The 22,492-nt window shown below is 51.4% G+C and carries 18 protein-coding genes and 1 other annotated feature; of the genes, 16 read left to right on the forward strand and 2 right to left on the reverse strand.

Annotated features, from left to right (window positions below; genetic code table 11):
* The first annotated feature begins 331 nt into the window (after positions 1-331).
* The 11 genes from miaB (at position 332) to DEALDRAFT_RS02370 (ending at position 13,795) form a co-directional block, all read left to right on the forward strand.
* Entirely contained in the window at positions 332-1,696 is a 1,365-nt protein-coding gene (gene miaB / locus DEALDRAFT_RS02320) for a tRNA (N6-isopentenyl adenosine(37)-C2)-methylthiotransferase MiaB (protein WP_040378360.1), read from the forward strand.
* Entirely contained in the window at positions 1,653-4,256 is a 2,604-nt protein-coding gene (gene mutS / locus DEALDRAFT_RS02325) for a DNA mismatch repair protein MutS (RefSeq protein ID WP_008514498.1), read from the forward strand. The genes miaB and mutS overlap by 44 nt, the downstream gene beginning before the upstream one ends.
* Positions 4,249-6,066, forward strand: coding sequence for a DNA mismatch repair endonuclease MutL (mutL, locus tag DEALDRAFT_RS02330; protein ID WP_008514500.1), 1,818 nt, complete (start codon positions 4,249-4,251; stop codon positions 6,064-6,066). Before mutS ends, mutL begins: the two co-directional genes overlap by 8 nt.
* A 2-nt stretch (positions 6,067-6,068) precedes the next feature.
* The gene (miaA, locus tag DEALDRAFT_RS02335) at positions 6,069-7,001 is read left to right on the forward strand and encodes a tRNA (adenosine(37)-N6)-dimethylallyltransferase MiaA (RefSeq protein WP_008514501.1); all 933 of its coding nucleotides are present in this window, start codon (positions 6,069-6,071) and stop codon (positions 6,999-7,001) included.
* Between the two features lie 63 nt (positions 7,002-7,064).
* Entirely contained in the window at positions 7,065-7,298 is a 234-nt protein-coding gene (hfq, locus tag DEALDRAFT_RS02340; protein ID WP_008514503.1) for an RNA chaperone Hfq, read from the forward strand.
* 155 nt (positions 7,299-7,453) lie between these two features.
* Positions 7,454-8,452 carry an AAA family ATPase gene (locus DEALDRAFT_RS02345; RefSeq protein WP_008514504.1) on the forward strand — a complete coding sequence of 333 codons (999 nt, stop codon included), beginning with the start codon at positions 7,454-7,456 and terminating at the stop codon, positions 8,450-8,452.
* A gap of 68 nt (positions 8,453-8,520) precedes the next feature.
* Positions 8,521-9,789, forward strand: a complete 1,269-nt coding sequence (hflX, locus tag DEALDRAFT_RS02350) for a GTPase HflX (RefSeq protein ID WP_040378361.1) — start codon at positions 8,521-8,523, stop codon at positions 9,787-9,789.
* On the forward strand, positions 9,779-11,026 hold the full coding sequence (locus tag DEALDRAFT_RS02355; protein ID WP_040378334.1) for a methionine gamma-lyase family protein: 1,248 nt from the start codon (positions 9,779-9,781) through the stop codon (positions 11,024-11,026). The genes hflX and DEALDRAFT_RS02355 overlap by 11 nt, the downstream gene beginning before the upstream one ends.
* 72 nt (positions 11,027-11,098) lie before the next feature.
* The gene (glnA, locus tag DEALDRAFT_RS02360; RefSeq protein WP_008514510.1) at positions 11,099-12,430 is read left to right on the forward strand and encodes a type I glutamate--ammonia ligase; all 1,332 of its coding nucleotides are present in this window, start codon (positions 11,099-11,101) and stop codon (positions 12,428-12,430) included.
* Between the two features lie 103 nt (positions 12,431-12,533).
* Positions 12,534-13,202, forward strand: a complete 669-nt coding sequence (gene nth, locus DEALDRAFT_RS02365) for an endonuclease III (RefSeq protein WP_008514513.1) — start codon at positions 12,534-12,536, stop codon at positions 13,200-13,202.
* The gene (locus DEALDRAFT_RS02370) at positions 13,199-13,795 is read left to right on the forward strand and encodes a DUF502 domain-containing protein (protein WP_008514516.1); all 597 of its coding nucleotides are present in this window, start codon (positions 13,199-13,201) and stop codon (positions 13,793-13,795) included. Before nth ends, DEALDRAFT_RS02370 begins: the two co-directional genes overlap by 4 nt.
* A 74-nt stretch (positions 13,796-13,869) precedes the next feature.
* Here the strand turns inward: DEALDRAFT_RS02370 and lexA are convergent, their stop codons facing one another.
* The gene (lexA, locus tag DEALDRAFT_RS02375; RefSeq protein WP_008514520.1) at positions 13,870-14,484 is read right to left on the reverse strand and encodes a transcriptional repressor LexA; all 615 of its coding nucleotides are present in this window, start codon (positions 14,482-14,484) and stop codon (positions 13,870-13,872) included.
* 143 nt (positions 14,485-14,627) lie between these two features.
* On the opposite strand from lexA, the gene DEALDRAFT_RS17125 reads away from it, so the two are divergent.
* Together DEALDRAFT_RS17125 and DEALDRAFT_RS16820 are read left to right on the forward strand one after the other, a co-directional pair.
* Complete coding sequence (locus tag DEALDRAFT_RS17125; protein WP_008514522.1) at positions 14,628-14,939, forward strand: LysM peptidoglycan-binding domain-containing protein; 312 nt, start codon at positions 14,628-14,630, stop codon at positions 14,937-14,939.
* A gap of 55 nt (positions 14,940-14,994) precedes the next feature.
* Entirely contained in the window at positions 14,995-15,156 is a 162-nt protein-coding gene (locus tag DEALDRAFT_RS16820; RefSeq protein WP_008514525.1) for a hypothetical protein, read from the forward strand.
* Positions 15,157-15,179: 23 nt separating this feature from the next.
* On the opposite strand, the gene DEALDRAFT_RS02385 is transcribed toward DEALDRAFT_RS16820, so the two are convergent.
* Positions 15,180-16,739, reverse strand: a complete 1,560-nt coding sequence (locus DEALDRAFT_RS02385; RefSeq protein WP_008514527.1) for a 2-isopropylmalate synthase — start codon at positions 16,737-16,739, stop codon at positions 15,180-15,182.
* A 54-nt stretch (positions 16,740-16,793) separates the two neighbouring features.
* Positions 16,794-17,011, reverse strand: a binding site (T-box leader).
* A gap of 189 nt (positions 17,012-17,200) precedes the next feature.
* Between DEALDRAFT_RS02385 and DEALDRAFT_RS02390 the strand changes: the two genes are divergently transcribed.
* From DEALDRAFT_RS02390 to DEALDRAFT_RS02400, 3 genes are read left to right on the forward strand one after another with little or no spacing between them, the layout of a single operon-like run.
* Complete coding sequence (locus tag DEALDRAFT_RS02390) at positions 17,201-17,677, forward strand: DUF4912 domain-containing protein (protein WP_008514529.1); 477 nt, start codon at positions 17,201-17,203, stop codon at positions 17,675-17,677.
* On the forward strand, positions 17,678-20,524 hold the full coding sequence (locus tag DEALDRAFT_RS02395; RefSeq protein WP_008514530.1) for a 1,4-alpha-glucan branching protein domain-containing protein: 2,847 nt from the start codon (positions 17,678-17,680) through the stop codon (positions 20,522-20,524). It begins immediately after the preceding gene.
* Complete coding sequence (locus tag DEALDRAFT_RS02400) at positions 20,499-22,481, forward strand: glycoside hydrolase family 15 protein (protein WP_008514533.1); 1,983 nt, start codon at positions 20,499-20,501, stop codon at positions 22,479-22,481. The genes DEALDRAFT_RS02395 and DEALDRAFT_RS02400 overlap by 26 nt, the downstream gene beginning before the upstream one ends.
* Positions 22,482-22,492 lie beyond the last annotated feature (11 nt).

Genomic DNA, 22,492 nt, shown 5'->3' on the forward strand with positions numbered 1-22,492 from the left:
AACCAGACAGTACATTAGGAATAGCCTGCTATCATTTCATTAAGTTTCAGGAGAGGCACATGATAGAGCCCTTTTTTTGTAAATAAAAGCAAAGCGGGGTAGCGGTCTCGCTTTGCTTTTTGGGTAAATTATATTACAATGGTAGAGATACATAAAAATGGAGTGAGCTATAAAAGATCAACGGGACTATCCCTATATACGGCAAAGAAAGTGTGGACAAATAAGCCTGCCTGTCCTGGCAGAGGGACCCCCTGTCCACATTGCATGGGGGTGTTGGAAATGGGACAGCTGACCTGTCCCCTTGTCCCAAAATGGAGTGGATGTGGCTGATATGAAGAAAAAGACGTATACCATGACGGTGTTTGGTTGTCAGATGAATGAGCGCGATGCGGAGACGCTGCGTGGCTTTTTGGATGAGATTGGCTATGAGGAAGTTGATGAGGTGGAAGGCGCCGATCTGGTGATTATGAATACCTGTGCGGTGCGGCAGAAGGCGGAAGAGAAGGTGTTTGGCCGTATTGGCAGGCTTGGTGTTTTAAAAAAGGAAAATCCGGAGATGATGATTGCCGTTTGCGGCTGTATGGTGCAGCAGGAAGATGTGGCAAAAAAAATTAAGAAGAGCTATCCCTTTGTGGATTTGATTTTTGGCACCCATAATATTGCCGCTTTTCCCGAGTTGTTGCAGCGGGCCGCGGAGAGCAAAGAGACGGTGCTTGATTTATGGGATGAGGCCGGTGATGTGGTGGAAGGCCTGCCGGTAACCCGCAAAGACGGTGTGAAGGCCTGGGTAAACATTACATACGGCTGTAACAATTTTTGCTCATACTGTATTGTGCCTTATGTGCGCGGGCGGGAACGCAGCCGCAAACCTGAGGAAATTATCAATGAAATAAAGGCTTTGGCCAAACAGGGTTTCAAAGAAGTTACGCTTTTGGGCCAGAATGTAAACTCCTACGGTAAAGACCTGGAGGAAGAAATGGACTTTGCCGATTTGCTGGTGCGGGTGGACCGGGAAACGGATATCAACCGCATCAGGTTCATGACCTCCCATCCCAGGGATTTTACGGAAAAACTGGCTAAAGTAATGGGAGAATGTGACAGCGTCTGCGAGCATGTGCATCTGCCCATCCAGGCCGGTAGTAACCGTATTTTAAAGTTAATGAACCGGGGGTACACCAAAGAGCATTATCTGGATCTGGTGGACATACTGCGTAAATACGCACCTGATTGTGCCCTCTCTACAGATATAATAGTGGGCTTTCCGGGAGAGACGGAAGAAGATTTTCTGGACACGCTGGACGTGGTGGACCGGGTGGGCTATGATATGGCCTTTACCTTTTTGTACTCACCCCGCAGTGGAACTCCGGCGGCGGACATGCCCCATCAAGTGGCCAATGAGGTAAAAAAAGAGCGCTTCCAGCGTTTGCTGGAGGTTCAAAACAAACACAGCCTGCGGCATAATCAGGAAGCGGTGGGTAAGACCGTGGAAGTGCTGGTGGAAGGGCCAAGCAAAACGGATCCCGGTGTGATGACCGGTCGCACACGCAGCAGTAAAACGGTGAACTTTACGGGAGAGAACGTAAATGCGGGTGATTTGGTAATGGTGGAGATTACCCAAGCCCGAACCTGGAGCCTTTTGGGGAGGAAAAGCGTTGAAAACAGAAACACCAATGATTCGTCAGTATCGGGAGATTAAAGAGCACAACCAGGACAAAATCCTGCTCTTCCGGGTGGGAGATTTCTATGAGTTGTTTTTTGATGATGCCAAAATCGGTGCCAGAGAACTGGAAATTACCCTTACTGCCAGGGACAAAGATGTGCCGCTGGCAGGCTTTCCTTACCATGCTTTAAACACCTATCTCAGCCGCCTCATTGAACGGGGCTATAAAGTGGCAATCTGTGAGCAGGTGGAGGACCCCAAGCAGGCCAAAGGGATTGTAAAGCGGGAAATTGTGCAGGTGATTACCCCGGGGACGGTGACCGAAACTTCCCTGTTGGATGAAAAAAGTAATAATTACCTGGTCTCTGTTTATGTGGGCAGGGGAGGCTTTGGCCTGGCTGCGGTGGATGTCTCCACCGGCCAGTTTGTCATGTCTCAGGAACGGGGCAGCCAGGCGGCACGCTTTCTGGCAGATGAACTGTGCCGGTTAAATCCCGCTGAAATTATTGTCAATGAAGGGGCAAAAGATAATCAGGTATTGACTGAAGCGATGGCCCGGCTGGGAACCCAGGTGGCAATAAACCCCTGCCGGGATAAAAACTATGCATTAAAGCAGGCTCAGGAAACATTATTGTCCCAGTTTGCCGTCCAAAACCTGGACAGCCTGGGATGTGCCGATCTATTTTTTGCCGTCTCCGCCGCCGGTGCCGCTCTTGCCTATCTGCACGATAACAGACAGGGCAATTTGTCCCATTTGCAGCAGCCGGAGGTTTATAATGCGGAAGGTTATATGGTGCTGGATGCGGCCACCAGACGCAACCTGGAGCTGACCCGTACCATCCGGGAAGAGAGAAAATACGGCTCGCTTCTCTGGGTATTGGACAAAACCCGTTCTGCGCTGGGTGGCCGGCTTTTAAAGCGCTGGCTGGAGCAGCCGCTGTTGGATAAGGCGGCCATTTGTGAGCGTCTGGATGCGGTGGAGGAGCTGGCCGGTGATTTTCTCATGCTGGACGAGCTCTCAGAGCTTTTGGATGAAGTTTATGACCTGGAGCGCCTGTTAAGCAAGGTGCACTATGAAAGCGCCAACGCCCGGGATCTGGTGGCGCTGCGCAGTACACTGGCTGTATTGCCCGCGGTGCGCGAAAAACTCCTGTCCGGTGGAGAGCGCATGCAAACGCTGGCTCGGCACCTGCCGGTGCTGGAGGATTTATCACTCTACCTTACAGAGGCTCTTTGCGATGATCCGCCGCTGTCGGTGCGGGACGGCGGACTGGTGCGGGACAGGTTTCATCCTGATGTGGATAAGCTGCGTCATGCCTGCCGCCACGGCCGCGACTACATCTTAAGTATGGAGCAGCGGGAACGGGAGAGGACCGGGATTAAATCCCTGAAGGTGGGTTATAACAAGGTTTTTGGTTATTACATAGAAATCACCAGAGCCAATGCCCATCTTACCCCCGATGATTATATCCGCAAGCAGACCCTGGCCAATGCGGAGCGCTATATCACTCCCGAATTAAAGGAATATGAAGCCACGGTGCTGGGTGCGGAAGAAAAAATCTGTGCTCTGGAATATGAACTGTTTCAAGAAGTGCGCCGCAAGGTTGGCGCCAATACCATGGAAATTCAGGAAGCGGCGGCGGCTCTGGCCCAACTGGATGTTTTCCAGTCTTTGGCCCGGGTAGCCCGGGACTACCGCTATGTGCGCCCCCAGGTGGATGATGGCGATGTGGTGGATATCCGGGAAGGACGCCACCCGGTGGTGGAACGGGTCATGCAGGACAGCATGTTCGTCCCCAACGACACCCGGCTGGACCGGGATAACCAGCGGCTGTTGATGATTACCGGCCCCAACATGGCGGGAAAATCAACTTATATGCGCCAGACTGCCCTGATTGTGCTATTGGCACAGGTGGGGAGTTTCGTCCCGGCGGCATCGGCTAACATTGGCTTGGTTGACCGCATCTTTACCCGCATCGGTGCCGCCGATGATTTGGTTGGCGGACAAAGTACCTTTATGGTGGAGATGAGTGAAGTAGCCAATATTTTAAGCCGGGCCACAGACAAAAGCCTGGTGCTTTTAGACGAAGTGGGGAGAGGCACCAGCACCTTTGACGGCATCAGTATTGCCCGGGCGGTGGTGGAGCATCTTTACGGCAAAGTAGGAGCCCGAACGCTGTTTGCCACCCATTATCATGAACTGACGGATTTGGCCTCTGACTTGCCGGCGGTACAGAACATGGCTACCGCGGTGAAGGAAAAGGGAGAAGATATAGTCTTTTTGCATAAAGTTATTGCCGGCAGCGTGGACCACAGCTACGGCATTCAGGTAGCCCGGCTGGCGGGCCTGCCGCAGCGGGTTATTTCGCGCTCCCGGGAAATCCTTAATTCTTTGGAATCGCCCACCCAGGCTGTGCGGGAAACGGCGGCTGCGTCGGAGGCGGAGCAGATGCGCCTGTTTATGCCGGATCCGGAGTTAACCGGGTTGATGGATGAGGTTCAGGAAGCTGATTTAATGACCACAACGCCGCTGGAGGCCATGCAGATGCTGTACAAATTGCAGCAGGCATTAAAGAAGGGAAATGAAGATGGGTAGGATTTTGCTCCTTGACGAAGTTACGGCCAACAAAATAGCAGCCGGGGAAGTGGTGGAAAGACCCGCGGCGGTGATAAAAGAGCTGGTGGAAAATGCGCTGGATGCCGGCGCTACCCGGATAGATATCAGTATTGCCGGCGGAGGGCTGGAGTCCATGCGGGTGGCGGATAACGGAGCCGGCATGGCGGCAGAGGACGTGCCCCTGGCCCTGCAGCGTCATGCCACCAGCAAGATTCAATGTGCCGAAGATCTGACCCGGGTAACCTCCATGGGTTTTCGCGGCGAAGCGCTGCCCAGCATTGCTGCGGTGAGCCGTTTTCGTCTGGTCAGCAGGCGGGCAGAGGATATGGCCGGTACAGAAATTGAAGTTGAGGGAGGAAAAACACTCCAGGTAACGGAAACAGGCTGCCCGGTAGGAACAGAGGTGCGGGTGGAGGACCTGTTTTTCAATACTCCGGCCCGTTTGAAATTCACCAAATCCCAGGGGGCGGAAACCGCCAGGATAACCGACACGGTACAGCGGCTGGCGCTGGCCTGGCCCAACGTTTCCTTTTCTCTTACCGTAAACGGTAAAAATACCCTGGTGACCCCCGGTAACGGCCAACTGGCCGATGCGGCGGGACAGGTCTTGGGCAGGCAGAATATGCGCCAGATGATCCCCCTGGACTGGCAGGGAGAACTATTAGCTCTGCATGGTTTTCTGGCAAAACCGGCGCTTAGCCGGGCCAACCGCAACCTGCAGTTCTTCTTTGTCAACAAGCGGCCCATCCGCTCGCCGCTTTTAAGCGATGCGCTGCAAACCGCCTATCAGACCTTGCTGCCGCGCAACCGCTTCCCCGCCGCCATTGTGTTTGTGGAGATGGATACCTCAGAGGTGGATGTCAATGTCCACCCCGCTAAGCGGGAAGTGCGCTTTTCCCGGGAGAGGGATATTTACCGACAGCTTTTGGCCGGAGCCAAAGCGGCGCTGCGCCAGGCCTCCCTTATTGGCGAAATGGGAACGCCGCATACCGCTGCTTTGCGTGAGACGGCAGCTGCCACCGGCTTTTATGACCAGGCTATTGATTTCGACCGCCAGAAGAAATTGCCCCAGGATAATGTCCCTTTGGAATCTCCTTTTGCCGGCAAGCGTGAAGCGGAAGCTGTCCCTGCAGAAATCAAAGAGACCAATGAAACTGCAGAGCCTGCCGCAGCAGAAACAAATAGAGAAGCCACAGAAGATGTGCGGGAAACAACGCATAATTTTCCGCGCCTGCGCCCCATCGGGCAGTACCGGGACACCTATATTCTGGCCCAGTCCCAAACAGGTGAGCTGTATGTGGTGGACCAGCATGCCGCCCATGAACGGGTGCTCTATGACCAGCTAAAGCGTGAGCTTTCCGACGGGACTTTGCCGGTTCAGGATGTGATTCCCCAAACCTTTGAACTAGACCCCCTGACGGCGGCGGCACTGCTTAAATCTCTCAATATTTTTGCCGAGCTGGGATTAAGATTTGAAACATTTGGCAATAATATTTTTATCTTGCGCTCAATTCCTATGTTTTTCCGTCACTGCCTGAATCAGGATGACTTAACCGAGATTTTAAACAGCGCAGCAGATGCCGATAATACTCATCTCTTTGAAAAAACACTGCAAATGATGAGCTGCAAAGGTGCGGTAAAAGCAAATCAGTCCCTTGACCCCAAAGAAATGTCTGCATTGCTAAACAATCTGGCAGAGACCAGCCAGCCCCATACCTGTCCCCATGGCCGGCCCACAGTGCTGGTTCTCACCGAACAGGCCGTGGCCAGAAATTTCCGGAGGCAGTAGCTATGGAAAAATTACTGGTTATTGTAGGCCCTACCGCTGTGGGTAAGACTGCGGTGGCAATAGAGGTGGCCAAAAAACTGGGCGGGGAAATTATTTCCGCCGATTCGGTGCAGGTTTACCGCGGCCTTGATATCGGGGCGGCCAAACCTTCCCGGGAGGAACGGGAGGCCGTTGCCCATCATTTGCTGGATATTGTGGACCCGGCAGACAATTATACCGTCGCCGATTTTCAGGAAGATGCAAAAAAAGCAATTACAGACATCACAAACAGGGGTAAACTGCCCATCCTGGTGGGCGGCACCGGGCTGTACGTGCGGGCGGTGGTTCACGGCTTTTCTTTTAGTGAAAGCGGTATGGATGAAGAGTATCGTGCCGGTCTGCACCGGGAAGCAGAGCAGCACGGCTCCCAATATCTGCACGGTAAGTTGGCTGCGGTGGACCCGGAGGCGGCGGAAAAGCTACATCCCAATGATCTTCGCCGTGTTATCCGGGCGTTGGAGGTCTACCGGCAAAGCAAGCGGCCCATCAGCCATCAGGTTGACAAGACTTCTGATGAACCCATCTACAATACAGTACAATTTGGCCTCACCATGCCCCGGGAACTGCTCTACCGGCGTATTGAAAAGCGGGTTGACTCCATGCTGGATGCCGGCTTGGTGGATGAGGTCCGGAACCTTTTAAATGAGGGAGTGCCGCCTGCGGCAAAATCACTGCAAAGCCTGGGCTATAAGCAGATTGTGGCCTATCTGACAGGCCAAATTTCCCTGGAGGAAGCAATCCGACTGATAAAAAGGGACACCCGGCGCTTTGCCAAAAGGCAGTTAACCTGGTTTCGCCGGGATGAGGATTTAATCTGGTTGGATATGCATGCTTTGGGCAATTATCAAGCTGCAGCGCAAAAAATTTCGAAAAAATGGCAGGATTTACCGCAGTAAAAGAGAATTACATAAGAGGGATCTATGTAATTTTTATAACAAACAACATTGGAGGAGATGACATTGAACAAAGGGCCTGTTAATCTGCAGGATAATTTTCTCAATCTTGCCCGCAAAGAAGATATGATGTTAACCGTGTTTTTAGTCAACGGTTATCAGATTAAGGGGACAGTACGGAGTTTTGACAATTTCACCATTTTATTAAACGTAGACAATAAGCAGCAGTTGGTATACAAACACGCCGTTTCCACAATTATTCCGTTTCGCAACATTAACCTGAACCAGACCACTGAATAAATGCCGGCTACCGTCCGGACAGCGACGGGGGACAGCCCTTATTTTTCTGCCTGTAGTGCGGAGAGATAAGGACTGTCCCCTTTTTTTTCCGGCTGATGTTTTTCGCACTTTTGGCCCTCCGGCATATAATATCTCTATGGGGAGGGTTGTAAGCCATGAAGCAAACGGCCAAACTTCGTGTAACCTATAGAATGGAGGACAATCAACTGCAACCAAGCCCGGAAAACGCCTCTAGAACTGAAGATGCCCTGGAAGTGGTGGCAAAGACCAGGCAAGCGGTTGACGAACCGCATGACGTCATGGAAACTCCGCCAAATCTACAGCAATTGATAAATGAACTAAACCGGTTGGTAGGGCTGGGGAATGTAAAAGAGTTGGTGCGGGAAATCCGTGCTTATGTGGAAATAAGCCGCAGGCGGCAAAGTTTTCAGCTGAAAAACGACGGACTGGTTTTACATATGGTCTTTAAGGGGAACCCGGGTACGGGTAAAACCACGGTGGCCCGTATACTGGGGAAAATGTTGGCGGAACTACAGGTGCTTCCCAAAGGTCATTTGGTGGAAGTGGAAAGGGCTGATCTGGTAGGAGAATTCATCGGACAGACGGCTCAGAGGACAAGGGAGCAGCTAAAAAAAGCCATGGGCGGCATCCTCTTTATTGATGAAGCTTATTCCCTGGCGCGTGGCGGCAATAAGGATTTTGGTAAAGAAGCCATTGATACCCTGGTCAAGGCCATGGAAGACAACAAAAATGACCTGATTCTCATCCTGGCAGGCTATGAGCAGGAAATGGAAAAGTTTTTACGCACCAATCCCGGGCTGCGTTCCCGCTTCCCGATTCACCTGAATTTTCCCGACTACAGCTGCAATGAGCTGCTGGATATTGCCCTGATGATGATAAAAGAGCGCCAGTACCAGCTAACCGCCGGTGCGTTGGATTATTTGCGGCGCCACCTGCAGGAACAAATAGATAAAAACACTTCCAATTTCAGTAACGCCCGTCTGGTGCGCAATCTCATAGAACGGGCCATCCGCCGGCAGGCGCTGCGCCTGGTTGATAAAAGGATTTACGGCCGTGACGAGCTGATGCAGATTATGCGGGAAGATTTAATGGCAACGCAAAACGAGGTAAACGTGTGGACCATGCCGGATTAGCAGGGAAGAATTGCCCCATCCTGCTCTTTTTGATAAAATGAGCAGAAGAGAGGCAGGTTTTGGCGCAGATGGAAAAAGCAGTTTTAGTAGGACTGGAAACGCAGGATACACAATGGAATATCGAGGAAACCATGCATGAGTTGGCGTTGCTTGCCGAAACCGCCGGTGCAGAGCCGGTGGCGGAAATTATTCAGAAACGGCAGCGCCCGGATTCTGCATTTTATGTAGGCAAAGGCAAAGCGGAGGAAATCCGCCTTATTGTGGAGGAGACCGATGCTCAACTGGTTCTCTTTGACGATGAGCTTTCCCCGTCCCAGAGAAGAAACCTGGAAGAGGCGGTGGCAGTCCGGGTAGTAGACCGGACTGCACTGATTTTGGATATTTTCGCGCAGCGGGCCAAGACAAAGGAAGGAAAGCTGCAGGTGGAGCTGGCGCAACTGCACTACCTGCTGCCCCGTTTAACGGGAATGGGGGTACAGCTCTCCCGGCTGGCCGGTGGAATCGGCACCAGAGGGCCCGGTGAAACCAAGTTGGAAGTGGATCGTCGCCGCATTCGCAAAAGAATCAGCGACCTTAAAAAAGAGATTGAAGAAATCAAAAAACACCGTACCCTGCATCGCAAAGCCAGGCAGGAAGTGCCGCTGCCGGTGGTCACCCTGGTGGGCTATACCAATGCAGGCAAGTCCACACTTCTAAATGCACTGACCAATGCGGACGTGTTTGCCGAGGACAAGCTGTTTGCCACGCTGGACCCCACCACCAGACAGGTGGAGCTGCCCGGCGGCAGTATGTTTCTTTTAACCGACACCGTAGGTTTTATTCAGAAACTGCCCCATCACCTGGTGGCCGCATTTCGTGCCACGCTGGAGGAAGTGCTGGAGGCCGACCTCCTTTTGCACGTGGTGGATACTTCACACCCTCAGGCCGCGGAGCAAATGAACGCGGTGCAAAATATTTTACAGCAGCTGGGAGCCCAAGAGCTGCCTGCTATCGTGGTGTTTAATAAAATGGATATGCCCGAGGCGCATGCCAACCTGTCCGCCCTGGCCGGAGAGTGGCCTGAACATGTGGCCGTTTCCGCTAAAAACAAAGTGGGGCTGGATACGCTTCTGGAGGCCATTTCCGACAATTTGCAAAAAAATCATGTCCGCCTGGATCTGACGCTGCCCTTTGGCAGCGAAAAGATACTGGCCATAATTCGTAAGTACGGCCAACTGGAGCAGGAAGAATACAAAGCCGACGGCATTGCCGTCCGTGCGGTGATGCCCAGGCCATGGGCCGAAAAAGTAAAAAACAGTCTGGTTGAAGGAGCAGCAGAATTTGCCGATGATAAATAATTACAAAAAATATCAGGAGTTGTTGTCCGCTGTTGAAAGAGAGATAAAACCAGAGCTGGCAGAGGTTGATGAAACCACACTCTACAATCAGGGGCGGGTGCTGGAAGCGTTTAAAGAGTGCCGGGTGGATGAGACAAGCTTTTACGATTCCACCGGCTACGGCTACAATGACATAGGCAGAGAACAGCTTGACCGGCTTTATGCCCTGGTATTCGGCGGCGAAGCAGCCTTGGTCCGTCCTCAGTTTGTCTCCGGCACCCACGCCATTTCCTGCTGTTTATACAGCGTCCTTTCCCCCGGTGACCGGCTTGTTTCCCTCACAGGGAAACCCTATGATACCCTGCAGAAGGCGCTGGGCTTAACGGCTGACCTGCCAGGTGATCTGGCCAGCCAAAACATCAGCTATGACGAAGTGGATCTTACTGCAGGGCTGGATGAAGAAAAACTGGATAAAGTCCTGGCAGAAAAGACTAAAGCGGTGCTAATTCAGCGCTCCCGCGGCTATGCAGGGCGGCGGGCCCTTACTGTGGAGGACATTAAAGAGCTAAACGCTGCTGTAAAAAAACGCTCTCCAGATACAATAGTCTTTGTGGACAACTGTTACGGTGAGTTTGTAGATGAGTGCGAGCCCTGCCATGTGGGGGTAGATTTACTGGCGGGATCACTGATTAAAAATCCCGGTGCCGGACTGGCGCCGCTGGGCGGTTATGTGGCCGGCCGTGCCGATTTGGTGGAGAAGGCTGCCTGGCGCCTTACCGCCCCGGGGCTGGGCAGCGACATCGGAGCCATGCCCGGGGTAAAACGGTTGTTTTTTCAAGGGCTGTTTCAGGCCCCCCACCAGGTTGGACAGGCACTAAAGGGTATGATGCTGGCAGCGGCTCTTTTTACCAGGCTGGGGTACACCGTAAGCCCCAAACCCGGAGAAAAGAGGGGAGACATTGTCCAAGCGGTTCAGCTTGGCGACCCCCAACTGTTACAAAGTTTTTGCCGGGCGGTACAAAGTGCTTCACCGGTGGACAGCCACCTGACTCCGCAGCCGGCGCCCATGCCCGGATACCGCGATGAGGTAATCATGGCCGCCGGCACCTTTGTCCAGGGGGCCAGCAGTGAGTTTTCCGCCGATGCACCCCTGCGGCCACCCTATCAGGTCTTTATGCAGGGCGGCCTGACCTATGAACATGTGAAGCTGGCGCTGGCCACTATACTGGACCGGTTAGAAATTTCACCAACTTCTTGACAGCTTTAATAATGTGCCGATATAATCGTAAAGGAATAAATCGCGAGAATTTACCAGAAAAGGGGTAGTTAAATGGGTTATAACAGGGATGATATTTTACATTTTGTCCGGGAACTGAAGATCAAGTTCATCCGTCTTCAGTTTGCCGATGTTTTGGGAATTTCCAAGAACGTGGCCATCCCTGTGCAGCAGCTGGAGAAGGCGCTGGACGGAGAGCTGATGTTTGACGGCTCTTCCATTGAGGGATTTGTACGCATTGAGGAGTCGGATATGTATCTGCGTCCCGACCCCAATACGTTTGCCATTTTCCCCTGGAATACCCATAAGGGAGGGGCGGAAGCACGCCTGATCTGTGATATTCATAATTCAGACGGAACGCCGTTTTCCGGATGCCCCCGCAATACCCTGCGCCGCGCCATCGCCGATGCGGCCTCCATGGGATACGAAATGAACGCCGGCCCTGAGGCGGAATTTTTTATGTTTTTAAAGGACGAGCACGGCCGTGCCACCACCATTACCCATGACCGCGGCAGCTATTTTGATTTGATGCCCGTGGATCTGGGCGAGGCAGCCCGTCGTGACATGGTTCTCACACTACAGGAAATGGGTTTTGAGGTGGAAGCCTCCCATCATGAAGTGGCTCCCGGTCAGCATGAAATCGCTTTTAAATATGCCGATGCCCTGACCACCGCCGATAACATCGCCACCTTTAAACTGGTGGTACGCACCATTGCCATGCAGCACAACCTGCACGCCACCTTTATGCCCAAACCGGTTTTTGGAATTGCCGGCTCCGGTATGCACACTCATCAGTCTCTGTTTAAAGACGGTAATAATGTTTTCTATGATGAAAACAACGAATCCATGCTCTCCGATACAGCCCGCTACTATATCGGCGGTATGATTAAGCACATTAAAGGCTTCACTGCGGTGACCAATCCGCTGGTTAACTCCTACAAGCGGCTGGTGCCCGGTTACGAAGCTCCGGTCTACATTGCCTGGAGCGAGCGCAACCGCAGCCCGTTGATTCGCATTCCCGCAAGACGCGGCATCGGCACCCGCATCGAACTGAGAAATCCCGATCCTTCCTGCAACCCGTATCTGGCTCTGGCCGTTACGCTGCAAGCGGGCCTGGACGGTATCAGAAACAAAATCACTCCTCCGGAACCGGTCAATCAGAATATCTACGATATGTCTGAGGCCGAACGGCAAGAACTGGGCATTGAGACCCTGCCCCTTACTTTGGGCAACGCACTGGAAGAGCTGAAAAAAGATGAATTGGTGAGAAAGGCTCTGGGCGAACATATCTATAATCGCTTCCTGGATGCCAAAACCATTGAGTGGAACACCTACAGAACACAGGTTCACCAGTGGGAAGTGGAAAATTACCTCACCGTATTTTAAATTACACCCAGAGAGAGCTCGCATGACCGGCATGCGAGCTCTTTTGTAAGTACACGTTATTTAGGTATACTATTTATCATTAATTATTGGCAGGAGAAACATGATGACCACCCGTAAAGAAAAAGCTGAAAAAATTCTGGCCGTTTTACAAGAAGAGAACCCTGAGCCGGTTTCCGAGCTGAACTTTGACACCCCCTGGCAGCTCCTGGTGGCTGTAATCCTTTCGGCCCAGTCCACCGATAAACAGGTTAATAAAGTTACCGCCAACCTTTTTGCCAAGTACGCCAGTCCGCAAGATATGGCAGAGCTGACCCCAGAGGAGTTGGCAGAAGACATTAAATCCCTGGGACTGTTTCGCAACAAAGCCAAACATCTGGTGGGTGCGGCCAGGGCCATTTTGGACCAACACGGGGGAGAGGTGCCCCGTACTCTGGCCAAGCTCCAATCACTGCCCGGTGTGGGACGCAAAACAGCAAATGTGGTGCTGGCCAATGCCTTTGGCGTGCCGGCCCTGGCCGTTGATACCCACGTATTCCGAGTGGCAAACAGATTGGGCCTGGCCAAAGCAAAAACACCGGAAGAAACGGAAAAACAACTCTCTCGGGCCATCCCCCGCAGTTTGTGGGCGGATGCCCATCATTGGTTGATTTTACACGGCCGCTACATCTGCGTGGCCAGAAAGCCCCGTTGTCCACAGTGTCCTGTTACAGAGTGGTGTAGTTGGTATCAAAAGGAACAGAAAACTTCCCCGAAAAGAGGTGCTAAGCTTTGAACCGAATCCGCCGCATTTTTATCACCGGTTTGCTTTTTCTGCTGCCAACCCTGATTACCCTTTATCTGTTGATCTTCTTATTTACCTCCGTCGATTCCATATTTAACAATCTTTTTTCGCATTTCTTTGGCCGGACTCTCCCCGGCTTAGGCTTTCTTTTAACCATTGCCTTTATTTTTGGCGTTGGCCTGCTGGCCACAAACGTGCTGGGAGTAAAAATTATCAGGCAAATTGAAATGACCTTTGCCGGACTGCCTGTGGTGAAACCGGTCTATGCTGCCATTCGGCAGATTATCGATGCATTTTCCGGGGACCGTAAAAACATCTTTGAATCGGTGGCCATGGTGGAGTACCCCAGAAAAGGAATGTTTGCCATTGGCTTTATCACCGGCAAAGGCGCCGGAGAAGTACAGGAGAAAACTGCCCAAGACGTTCAGGCCGTCTTCATTCCCACCACCCCGAACCCAACCTCGGGTTTTCTGCTCCTGATTCCCAAAGAACAGTTAATGCCCCTGGAAATGACGGTGGAAGAAGCCCTGAAACTAATCATATCCGGAGGCGTAGTTGTTCCCGACTGGCCCAGACCACAATAAGTGGACAAATAAACCTGTCCCTCTGTCCATAAAAAAGGCCTGCTCCTCATAAAAGGGAGCAGGCCTTGTATTATTTAATGAATGTGACGGAATACGCCGATTACTTTGCCGATGATAGAGATATGAGGGGAACGGAGGGGTTCATATAAATCGTTTTCCGGCTGCAGGCGAATATGGTCTTTTTCTTTGTAGAACCGTTTCACCGTGGCCTCACCTTCCAGCATGGCTACAATTATTTCCCCGTTGCTGGCGGTAGACTGCTGCCGGACAATAACCAAATCGCCATCCATAATACCGGCATTAATCATGCTGTCGCCCCGGACTCTGAGCAGGAATACATTGTCCTGGTGGACCATCATCTTGGGCAGAGGAAAATATTCTTCAATATTTTGTTCCGCCAGAATTGGCTCACCGGCTGTAACATGACCTACCACCGGAGCGCTGACCACATCGGGAACAACAGTGGGGGAAGGATCGTCGTCAATAAGCTCCAGAGCTCTTGGTTTGGTTGGATCCCGACGAATATAACCCTTGCTTTCCAGTTTTGCTAAATGGGCATGAACGGTGGAGCTGGAAGAAAGGCCCACCGCCTGGCCGATTTCACGTACAGAAGGCGGATAATTTTTTGCCTTCACTTCACGGCGGATATAGTCTAATATCTGCATTTGCCTTGGTGTCAGATCATCCACTGGGCAACACCTCACTTTAAAAGCATTATATCATAATTTTCCATAAAAATCAAACACCCGTTCGATTTTTTTATGAAAACCTATTGACGCGTACACTTGTTCGTGCTATAGTTTATACAAACAAGTGTTTGGAGTGATGCGAAATGAAAACTCTTTCTGCCTTTACTGCCAGAAAAGCACGGACCGAGAAGAAGAAACTGAAAATATACCGGGCTTTGGCCCTTTTGACAATCTGGATGTTGATTATGGCTTTTACTTTCTTTCAGGGTAATGTTGCTATGGGGGAAGTAGAAGAGCCCCAAACCGTGGTGGTATCCGCAGGAGATACTTTATGGTCTTTGGCTAAAATACATGCACCGGGCCGTGACATTCGCAGCTATATTGAGCAGATCCGCCAGGCAAACCAGCTCTCCGGCTCCGTTTTGCATCCCGGCCAAGAGCTGATTCTCCCCTGATAATAATTTTTTCACTCCCGGTCATGCTATTAACAAAACCTGCGGGGGTGATAATATGTCCGAACATGAAATACCCTGGCATGAAGGAGATATTTTCCACGACAAACTGGATGCCTATCCATTGTATGATTATTTCCCGTTGGAAAAGAAAGCCCCAGAGAAAAAAACAGCAGATTCCAAAATTGAATCATACCTAAAAAAGACCGATTGGCACTAAGCCAATCGGTTTTTTTGTACTTTTTATTTTACATCACAGCCGCAGCCGTTAGTATGGCCGTTGCCATTCATATGACAAATGGAAAGCAGTTTATTGACACCGTTTAAATAAGCCCTGACGGATGCTTCAATGATATCGGTGGAGGTTCCCCGGCCCACAATATTTTTGTCCTGATACTGAATCATGATGGACACCTCACCCAAAGCATCTCGACCTTCGGTGACGCCGCGCAGGTTATAGGTCTCCAGGCGGGGTTCGATACCGGTAATTTTATCAATAGCATTATAGGCGGCATCGATGGGCCCGGCACCGCAGTCGGTTTCCACAAAAATTTCGTCGTCTTTTTTCAGCTTCACCACCGCCGCCGGAATGCTGCGGGAGCCGCTCACCGTTTGCAGGTACTCGAGGGAATAGGTGGGGGCAGCATAGGCCAGACGGTCTGCCATCAACGCTTCCAGATCTTCACGGAATACTTCTTTTTTCTTGTCGGCCAGCTCCAGAAATGCCTCAAAGAATTGGGCAAACTCCGTTTCTTCCAGCACAAAGCCCATTTCCTGCAGTTCATTTTTCACCGCGTGGCGTCCGGAACGGGCGGTGAGCACCATTTGCGCCGCCTTACCACCAATTAATTCGGCATTGATAATTTCATAGGTGGACAGGTTTTTAAGCACTCCGTCCTGGTGAATTCCGGAAGAGTGGGCAAAGGCATTGATACCAATGACCGCTTTGTTAACGGGAATGGGAATACCGGTAAGGTTTGAGACAAGGCGGCTGGTCTTATAGATCTCATCCAGTTGGACATCGGTGCGGTAGTCCTGGAAGTAGTCTTTGCGGATTACCAGCCCGGTTACGATTTCTTCCAGAGCAGCATTGCCCGCCCGTTCGCCGATGCCGTTAATATTACATTCCACCTGGCGCGCTCCGTATTTGATTGCTTCCAGGGAATTGGCCACCGCCAGGCCCAAATCGTTATGGCAATGCACACTGACTATTGCTTTATCGATATTTGGTACCCGGTTCATGATATTGCTGATCATGGCACCGTATTCTTCCGGCACTGCATAACCTACTGTGTCGGGCAGGTTAATAACGGTGGCTCCGGCATTAATCACCGCCTCAATAACGCGGCACATATAATCCAGGTCGCTGCGTGTGGCATCTTCTAAAGAATACTGCACATCCGCAGTATAGCGCTTGGCATACCTGACCGCTTCCACACCCATTTCCAGCAGTGTTTGCGGGTCCTTTTGCAATTTATATTTCATATGGATATCGGAGGAACCAAGAAAAGTATGAATCCGGGGACGTTCCGCATCTTTAATGGCTTCCCAGACCGCATCGATGTCGCCCTGTATTGTACGGGCCAGAGCCGTAATAATGGGACCTTTTACCTGCTGGGCAATACTTTGTACTGCTTTAAACTCGCCGGGAGAAGAGACGGGGAAGCCGCACTCAATCACATCCACATTCAGCTTAGCCAACTGCTTGGCAATCTTTAGTTTCTCTTTGCGGTTAAGCCGTGCGCCGGGAGTTTGTTCCCCGTCACGGAGCGTAGAATCGAAAATCATAATTTTTTCAGTCATAACAATTCCTCCTGCTCATAAAATGATTGATGTAACTAAAAAAAACCTTCGCCGTTTAGAGGCGAAAGGTTTCCGCGGTACCACTCTACTAAGCACGCAGTAATGCTGCGCACCCACTCAAGCCCTTAACGCGGGATGACGGCCAGATCTACTAGTTTCCGTTCGGCTGGCACTCAGGGGGGAGTTTCTGTCCGGTCTTCGGTCCGCCTCGCACCATCCGGCGGCTCTCTGCTCTCCAGAGCCCGACATACTTGCCCCGTCATTGCTTTGTGTCTTTGATTTAAACTTAATAATAACAAATTCAGGAGAAAAGTCAAATGTTTTTTTTATTTAGAAAGAAAAAAAGTATCTAACAGGTGTTTCTTAACAAAGAATTGCATTTACCTGCCTGAGCAAGGAGAAAGTGGAAAATTCAGCGAATTTAACAGTATTGGGCCAGGCAACAAAAGGGGGGTCCGAAAATGACGGCATGCCAACATATCCGGGAAAATGCAATGCATTTGATGGTGCAGACTCCATATACGCTCTTTGCTTACTGGGATGTTACACCGGAATATCTGGAGTTGGCCAAATCATCATTGCCCGGTGAGCATTTTGGTCTGCAAATTCGACTTGTGCGCGAGACAGCAGAAGGGGCAGAGATAGCAGATACCCTGTCTATCCCTTCACAGGAGATAAAAGGAAGAACTTATTTCTCCCGGCAAAACCCCTATAACGCTTACTATGCTGAGCTGGGCCTGTCTTATCAGGGCGGTTTTTTTACCCTGCTTCGTTCCGCCCCGGTGATTACTCCACCGGCAGGTAAAGCCACAAAGCATCTGATGCCTAAATCAACCACTGAAAGCCACCGCAAGGATACGTCCGGTTCGCAGCTTGTGCCCGACTCCTTGCCCTTTGCTTATTCTCCCGCAGAAAATAAAGGCTCGCGAGGTGATTAAATGTCAAAGGGCTATGTAAATTTAGTATTGCATGCACATTTACCGTTTGTCTATGCTGCAGGAAACCGACATCATCTGGAAGAGCGTTGGTTTTTTGAAGCCTTGACTGAATCATATTTACCCCTTTTACTTTCACTGGATCGACTCAGCGAAGACCGGGTGCCTTTTGCGCTTACCCTGTCACTTTCACCTTCTCTTTTGGCCATGCTGGACCACCCGGTTTTGGCCCGGCGCTACGAAGATTACCTGCAGCGTCTCATCCGCCTGGCAGAACAGGAAACCATACGCACCCGCAGCATGGAAGAGTATCATCACCTTGCCCGTTTTTATCTTGACCGTCTGCAGAAAATCCACCGGGCCTACACAGTCACCTATAACTGCGACCTGACATCTGCTTTTGCCCGGCTTTGCCGGACTGAAAAACTGGAGCTGATTACCACCTGTGCCACGCACGGATACCTGCCACTGCTCAAAACACCGGAGGCTGTCCGGGCTCAGGTAGGAATAGGCCTGGAAGCCTTTGCTACCCGTTTCGGTTTTTATCCCCGGGGAATCTGGTTGCCCGAATGCGGTTATTTCTCCGGGCTGGACCACATCCTGGCTGAAAAAAACGTGGAGTATTGTTTTGTGGATACCCACGGCGTACAAAACGCCTGGCCCACTCCCAGACATGATGTATATGCTCCGGTCCAGACTGCAGCGGGAGTTGCTGTTTTTGCCCGGGATCCGGAAACATCTTCTCAGGTTTGGAGCCTTCACTCCGGTTATCCCGGTGATGAGAACTACCGGGAGTATTACCGCGATATCGGTTTTGAACTGGATGAGGACTATATTAAACAGTACCTGCCTTATCCTGTCCGGGTAAATACCGGGATGAAATATTGGCGCGTCACCGGAGGTGAGGGCCCCAAAGAGCCCTATAACCCCCACAGAGCGCAACAAAAGGCTCTGGAGCACGCGCAAAACTTTCACTTTAACCGGGAGCGGCAAATCGAATATCTACAAAACGAAGGTAATCAATCTCCTGTGGTTACCGCTCCCTATGATGCTGAGCTATTTGGTCACTGGTGGTTTGAAGGCCCTGATTTTCTGGAGCAGTTATTTCGCCACGCTGCAGAACATCAGGATGTTTATACTTTTACCACCCCCTCGGGCTATATAGATGCCCACGGCAGCGGTTCCCGGGCGGAACTTACCCATTCCAGCTGGGGGGAAGGGGGCTACAGTCAGGTTTGGCTCAATCCCAAAAATGACTGGCTCTACCCGCCGGCGCATCAGGCAGAAACATGCCTGATTCGCCAAGCCACCGCTCACCCCGACCCCGATGATGCTCAAAAAAGGGCTTTAACCCAGATGGGTCGGGAACTTTTGTTGGTACAAAGCTCTGACTGGGCCTTTATGCTCAATGCAGGTACCACAGACAACTATGCCCGCAGCCGCTTTAACTGTCACCTGGAAAACTTCCGGCGTTTAGACCATATGCTCTCCGAAGGCAGGGTTCTCCTTGATGAGGTCACCGCCATGGAAACAGACGCATCCGGCCTTTTTCCCGGCATGCATACCAGAGCCTATGCGCCGGAACCTCTGACTTCAGCGGCAAATTTAAGTGAAAATCCGGCCACGCTCATGCTGTCCTGGGAGTATCCGCCGCAAATTATGGGCGGGTTGGCCAGGCATGTTGACGATCTCAGCCAGACACTGTGTGAAATGAATCAGCCGGTTTCGGTGCTTACTTCCCACGCCGGCGATATGCCGGCTCAGGAGATAAACGGCGGAGTACAGGTCTATCGGGTAGCTCCTTATCAACGGGCCGGAGAAGAAATAGATTTTCATGACTGGGTCATGCAGTTAAACCTGGTATTCTTTAACTTCGCCCAACACATTGTTCCGGCCAACCAATTTGCCGTTCTCCACGCCCATGACTGGCTGGTGGGCACCGCGGCATTAGGCATGAAACGCTTTTGGCGCCTGCCCCTGGTTGCCACTATCCATGCCACAGAATACGGCAGAAACGGCGGACTGTTTACCCCGCTGCAAAAACAAATCCACCAACACGAGCAAAAACTGGTGGACGGGGCAGACCGGGTTATCTGCTGCAGCGAATATATGGCTCGGGAAGTATGCCGCCTTTTTGATGCACCTGCGGAAAAGATAACGGTCATCGAAAACGGTGTTATGCAGGAAAAGGTGGCCGCCAAACCCTTTTCCCGCCTGGAGCGGCAGCAATACGCCCGTGAGGATGAAGCAATTATCTTTTTTGTGGGGCGGCTGGTCCGGGAAAAGGGGGTAGAGGTACTTCTGCGTGCTCTGCCCGCCGTCTTTGCCGCTCATCCCAAAACACGGGCTGTCATCAGCGGCAAAGGCCCCATGCTGGAGTCGCTAAAACAGCAGGCCAAGGATCTGGGCATTGCCGCCAAAGTTACCTTCACCGGCTTTATCACCGACACGGAGCGAAATCGTCTTTTGGCTGCCGCAGACATTGCCGTCTTTCCCAGCCTTTACGAGCCGTTTGGCATTGTGGCGCTGGAAGCCATGATTGCTGAAACTCCTGTGGTGGTCTCCGATGTGGGCGGCATGGGGGAAGTGGTCATTGACGGAGTAGACGGCCTGAAATGCCCCCCCGGCAATACCAAAGCCCTGTCTTCCTGTATACGCACTTTACTGGAAGACAAAAAGCTTTCTGCCAGGCTGGCCAAACAGGGCAAAGAAAAAGCCACCACCACATTTTCCTGGGATACGCTGGCGCAAAAAACAAAACAGGTCTACCGGGAGGTCTGGGAAGCAGCCAGACTGCCCGAGCCGCAGAGCAAGGAGGAGGATTATGCCACGTCCACTGGTACTGGGTAACGGCCAAATGCTGATAAACTTTGACAGCTCTTTAAATATCCGTGACTTGTATTTTCCCTATGTGGGGCAACTTAATCATGTGGGAGGCCACTACTGCTCCTTTGGAATCTGGGCGGACGGACGCTTTGCCTGGTGCTACGACAAGAACTGGGAAAAAACCATTGGCTACAAGCATGAGTCTCTGGTCAGCGAAGTCAGTGCCCGCCATGATAAACTGGAAATAGAGCTATACATCAATGATGCGGTGCACTTTACCGACAACATCTATCTGAAACGGATGACGGTAAAAAATAAGGCCGCTAAAAAAAGGGAAATTCGCATCTTTTTTACCCATGACTTTTCCATCGATGAAAGTGAAGTAGGCGATACCGCCGTCTATAATCCGGAAATTCCCGCCATTTACCACTACAAACGGAATCGCTACTTTTTGGCCAACGGCAGAGCTGACGGCCAGCTGATCTATGAATTTGCCACCGGCATAAAACGCTTCGGTGGAGCGGAAGGAACCTGGCGGGATGCCGAGGACGGCCGGTTAGCCAATAACCCCATCGCTCAGGGTTCAGTGGACAGCACCATTTCTTTTCGGATGTTTTTGGATGCCGGAGAAGAAAAAACGTTATATTATTGGCTGGTTGTGGGCAGAAACTATCAAGAGGTCCGGGACCTGGATAAGTATGTGGTGGACCGTACCCCGGCCCGCCTGCTGGAGCGAATTGAAACATACATGGCCAACTGGGTCAACAAACAAGACACCCACTTTGCCAATCTGCCACAGAATGTGGTAGACCAATACAAACGCAGCCTGTTGATTACCAGCACACAAATTGACCGCAACATGGGAGCCATCATCGCCGCCAATGATTCAGATATTATCCAGTTTAACCGTGACCATTACAGCTACATGTGGCCTCGAGACGGAGCCCTGGTAGCCATGGCTGCCATCCAGGCCGGTTACCCTGAGCTTGTCACCCAGTTTTTCTATTTCTGCGAAAACTCCATCACCGATAAAGGGTTTTTGCTGCATAAATATAACCCCGACGGGTCGGTGGGTTCATCATGGCATCCGTGGGTGGAACACGGACGGGCACAACTGCCCATCCAGGAAGACGAAACCGCCCTTGTAATCTGTGCCCTGTGGGAATATTATCAGAAACAGAAGAATTTAAACTTTGTCCAGTTCTGTTACCGCGGTTTTGTAAAACCTGCCGCCGATTTTATGATGAACTACATCGATGACGAGCTGGAGCTTCCCTTACCCAGCTATGATTTATGGGAAGAGAGAAGGGGGGTCTTTACATACACCGCAGCCACTGTTTACGCAGCACTTCAAGCCGCCTCCCGCTTTGCCGATATCCTGGGCGAGGAAGAAAAATGCCATGCCTACGCAGAAGCGGCCCGCAAACTGCATAAAGCCATCATGACTCATCTTTACGATGAAGATCTGGGCCGATTTATCCGGGGCTATCTTGTTAAACCCGACGGAACTTTGCAAAAAGACAGTACCTTGGAAAGTTCCCTGTGGGCGCTCTTTGCTTTTGAAGTGTTAGAACCCGACGATAATCGCCTAATCAATACGATGGAGGCCATTGAAAAGGGTTTATGGGTAAAAACAGAAGTTGGCGGCATTGCCCGCTATACAGATGATTATTACTTCCAAAAGTCCCGGGAGATTGAAACGGTTCCCGGCAATCCCTGGATTATCTGTACCCTATGGCTGGCTCAATGGCATATTGCCAAAGCCAAAACCACCGAAGATCTGGAACAGGCGGTGGAGCTGTTGTCCTGGGCTGACCGCTGGTCGCTTTCCTCCGGAGTACTCTCAGAGCAACTGCATCCTTACAACGGTTCACCGGTGTCTGTGGCACCCCTGACCTGGTCCCATGCCACCTATGTTGCCACCGTAGGTGCTTACCTGAAAAAATATGAGGAACTAACCGATATCACCTGTCAATGGTAAATCCATATTAA

The organism is Dethiobacter alkaliphilus AHT 1 (genome assembly GCF_000174415.1).
Lineage (GTDB): Bacteria > Bacillota > Dethiobacteria > Dethiobacterales > Dethiobacteraceae > Dethiobacter > Dethiobacter alkaliphilus.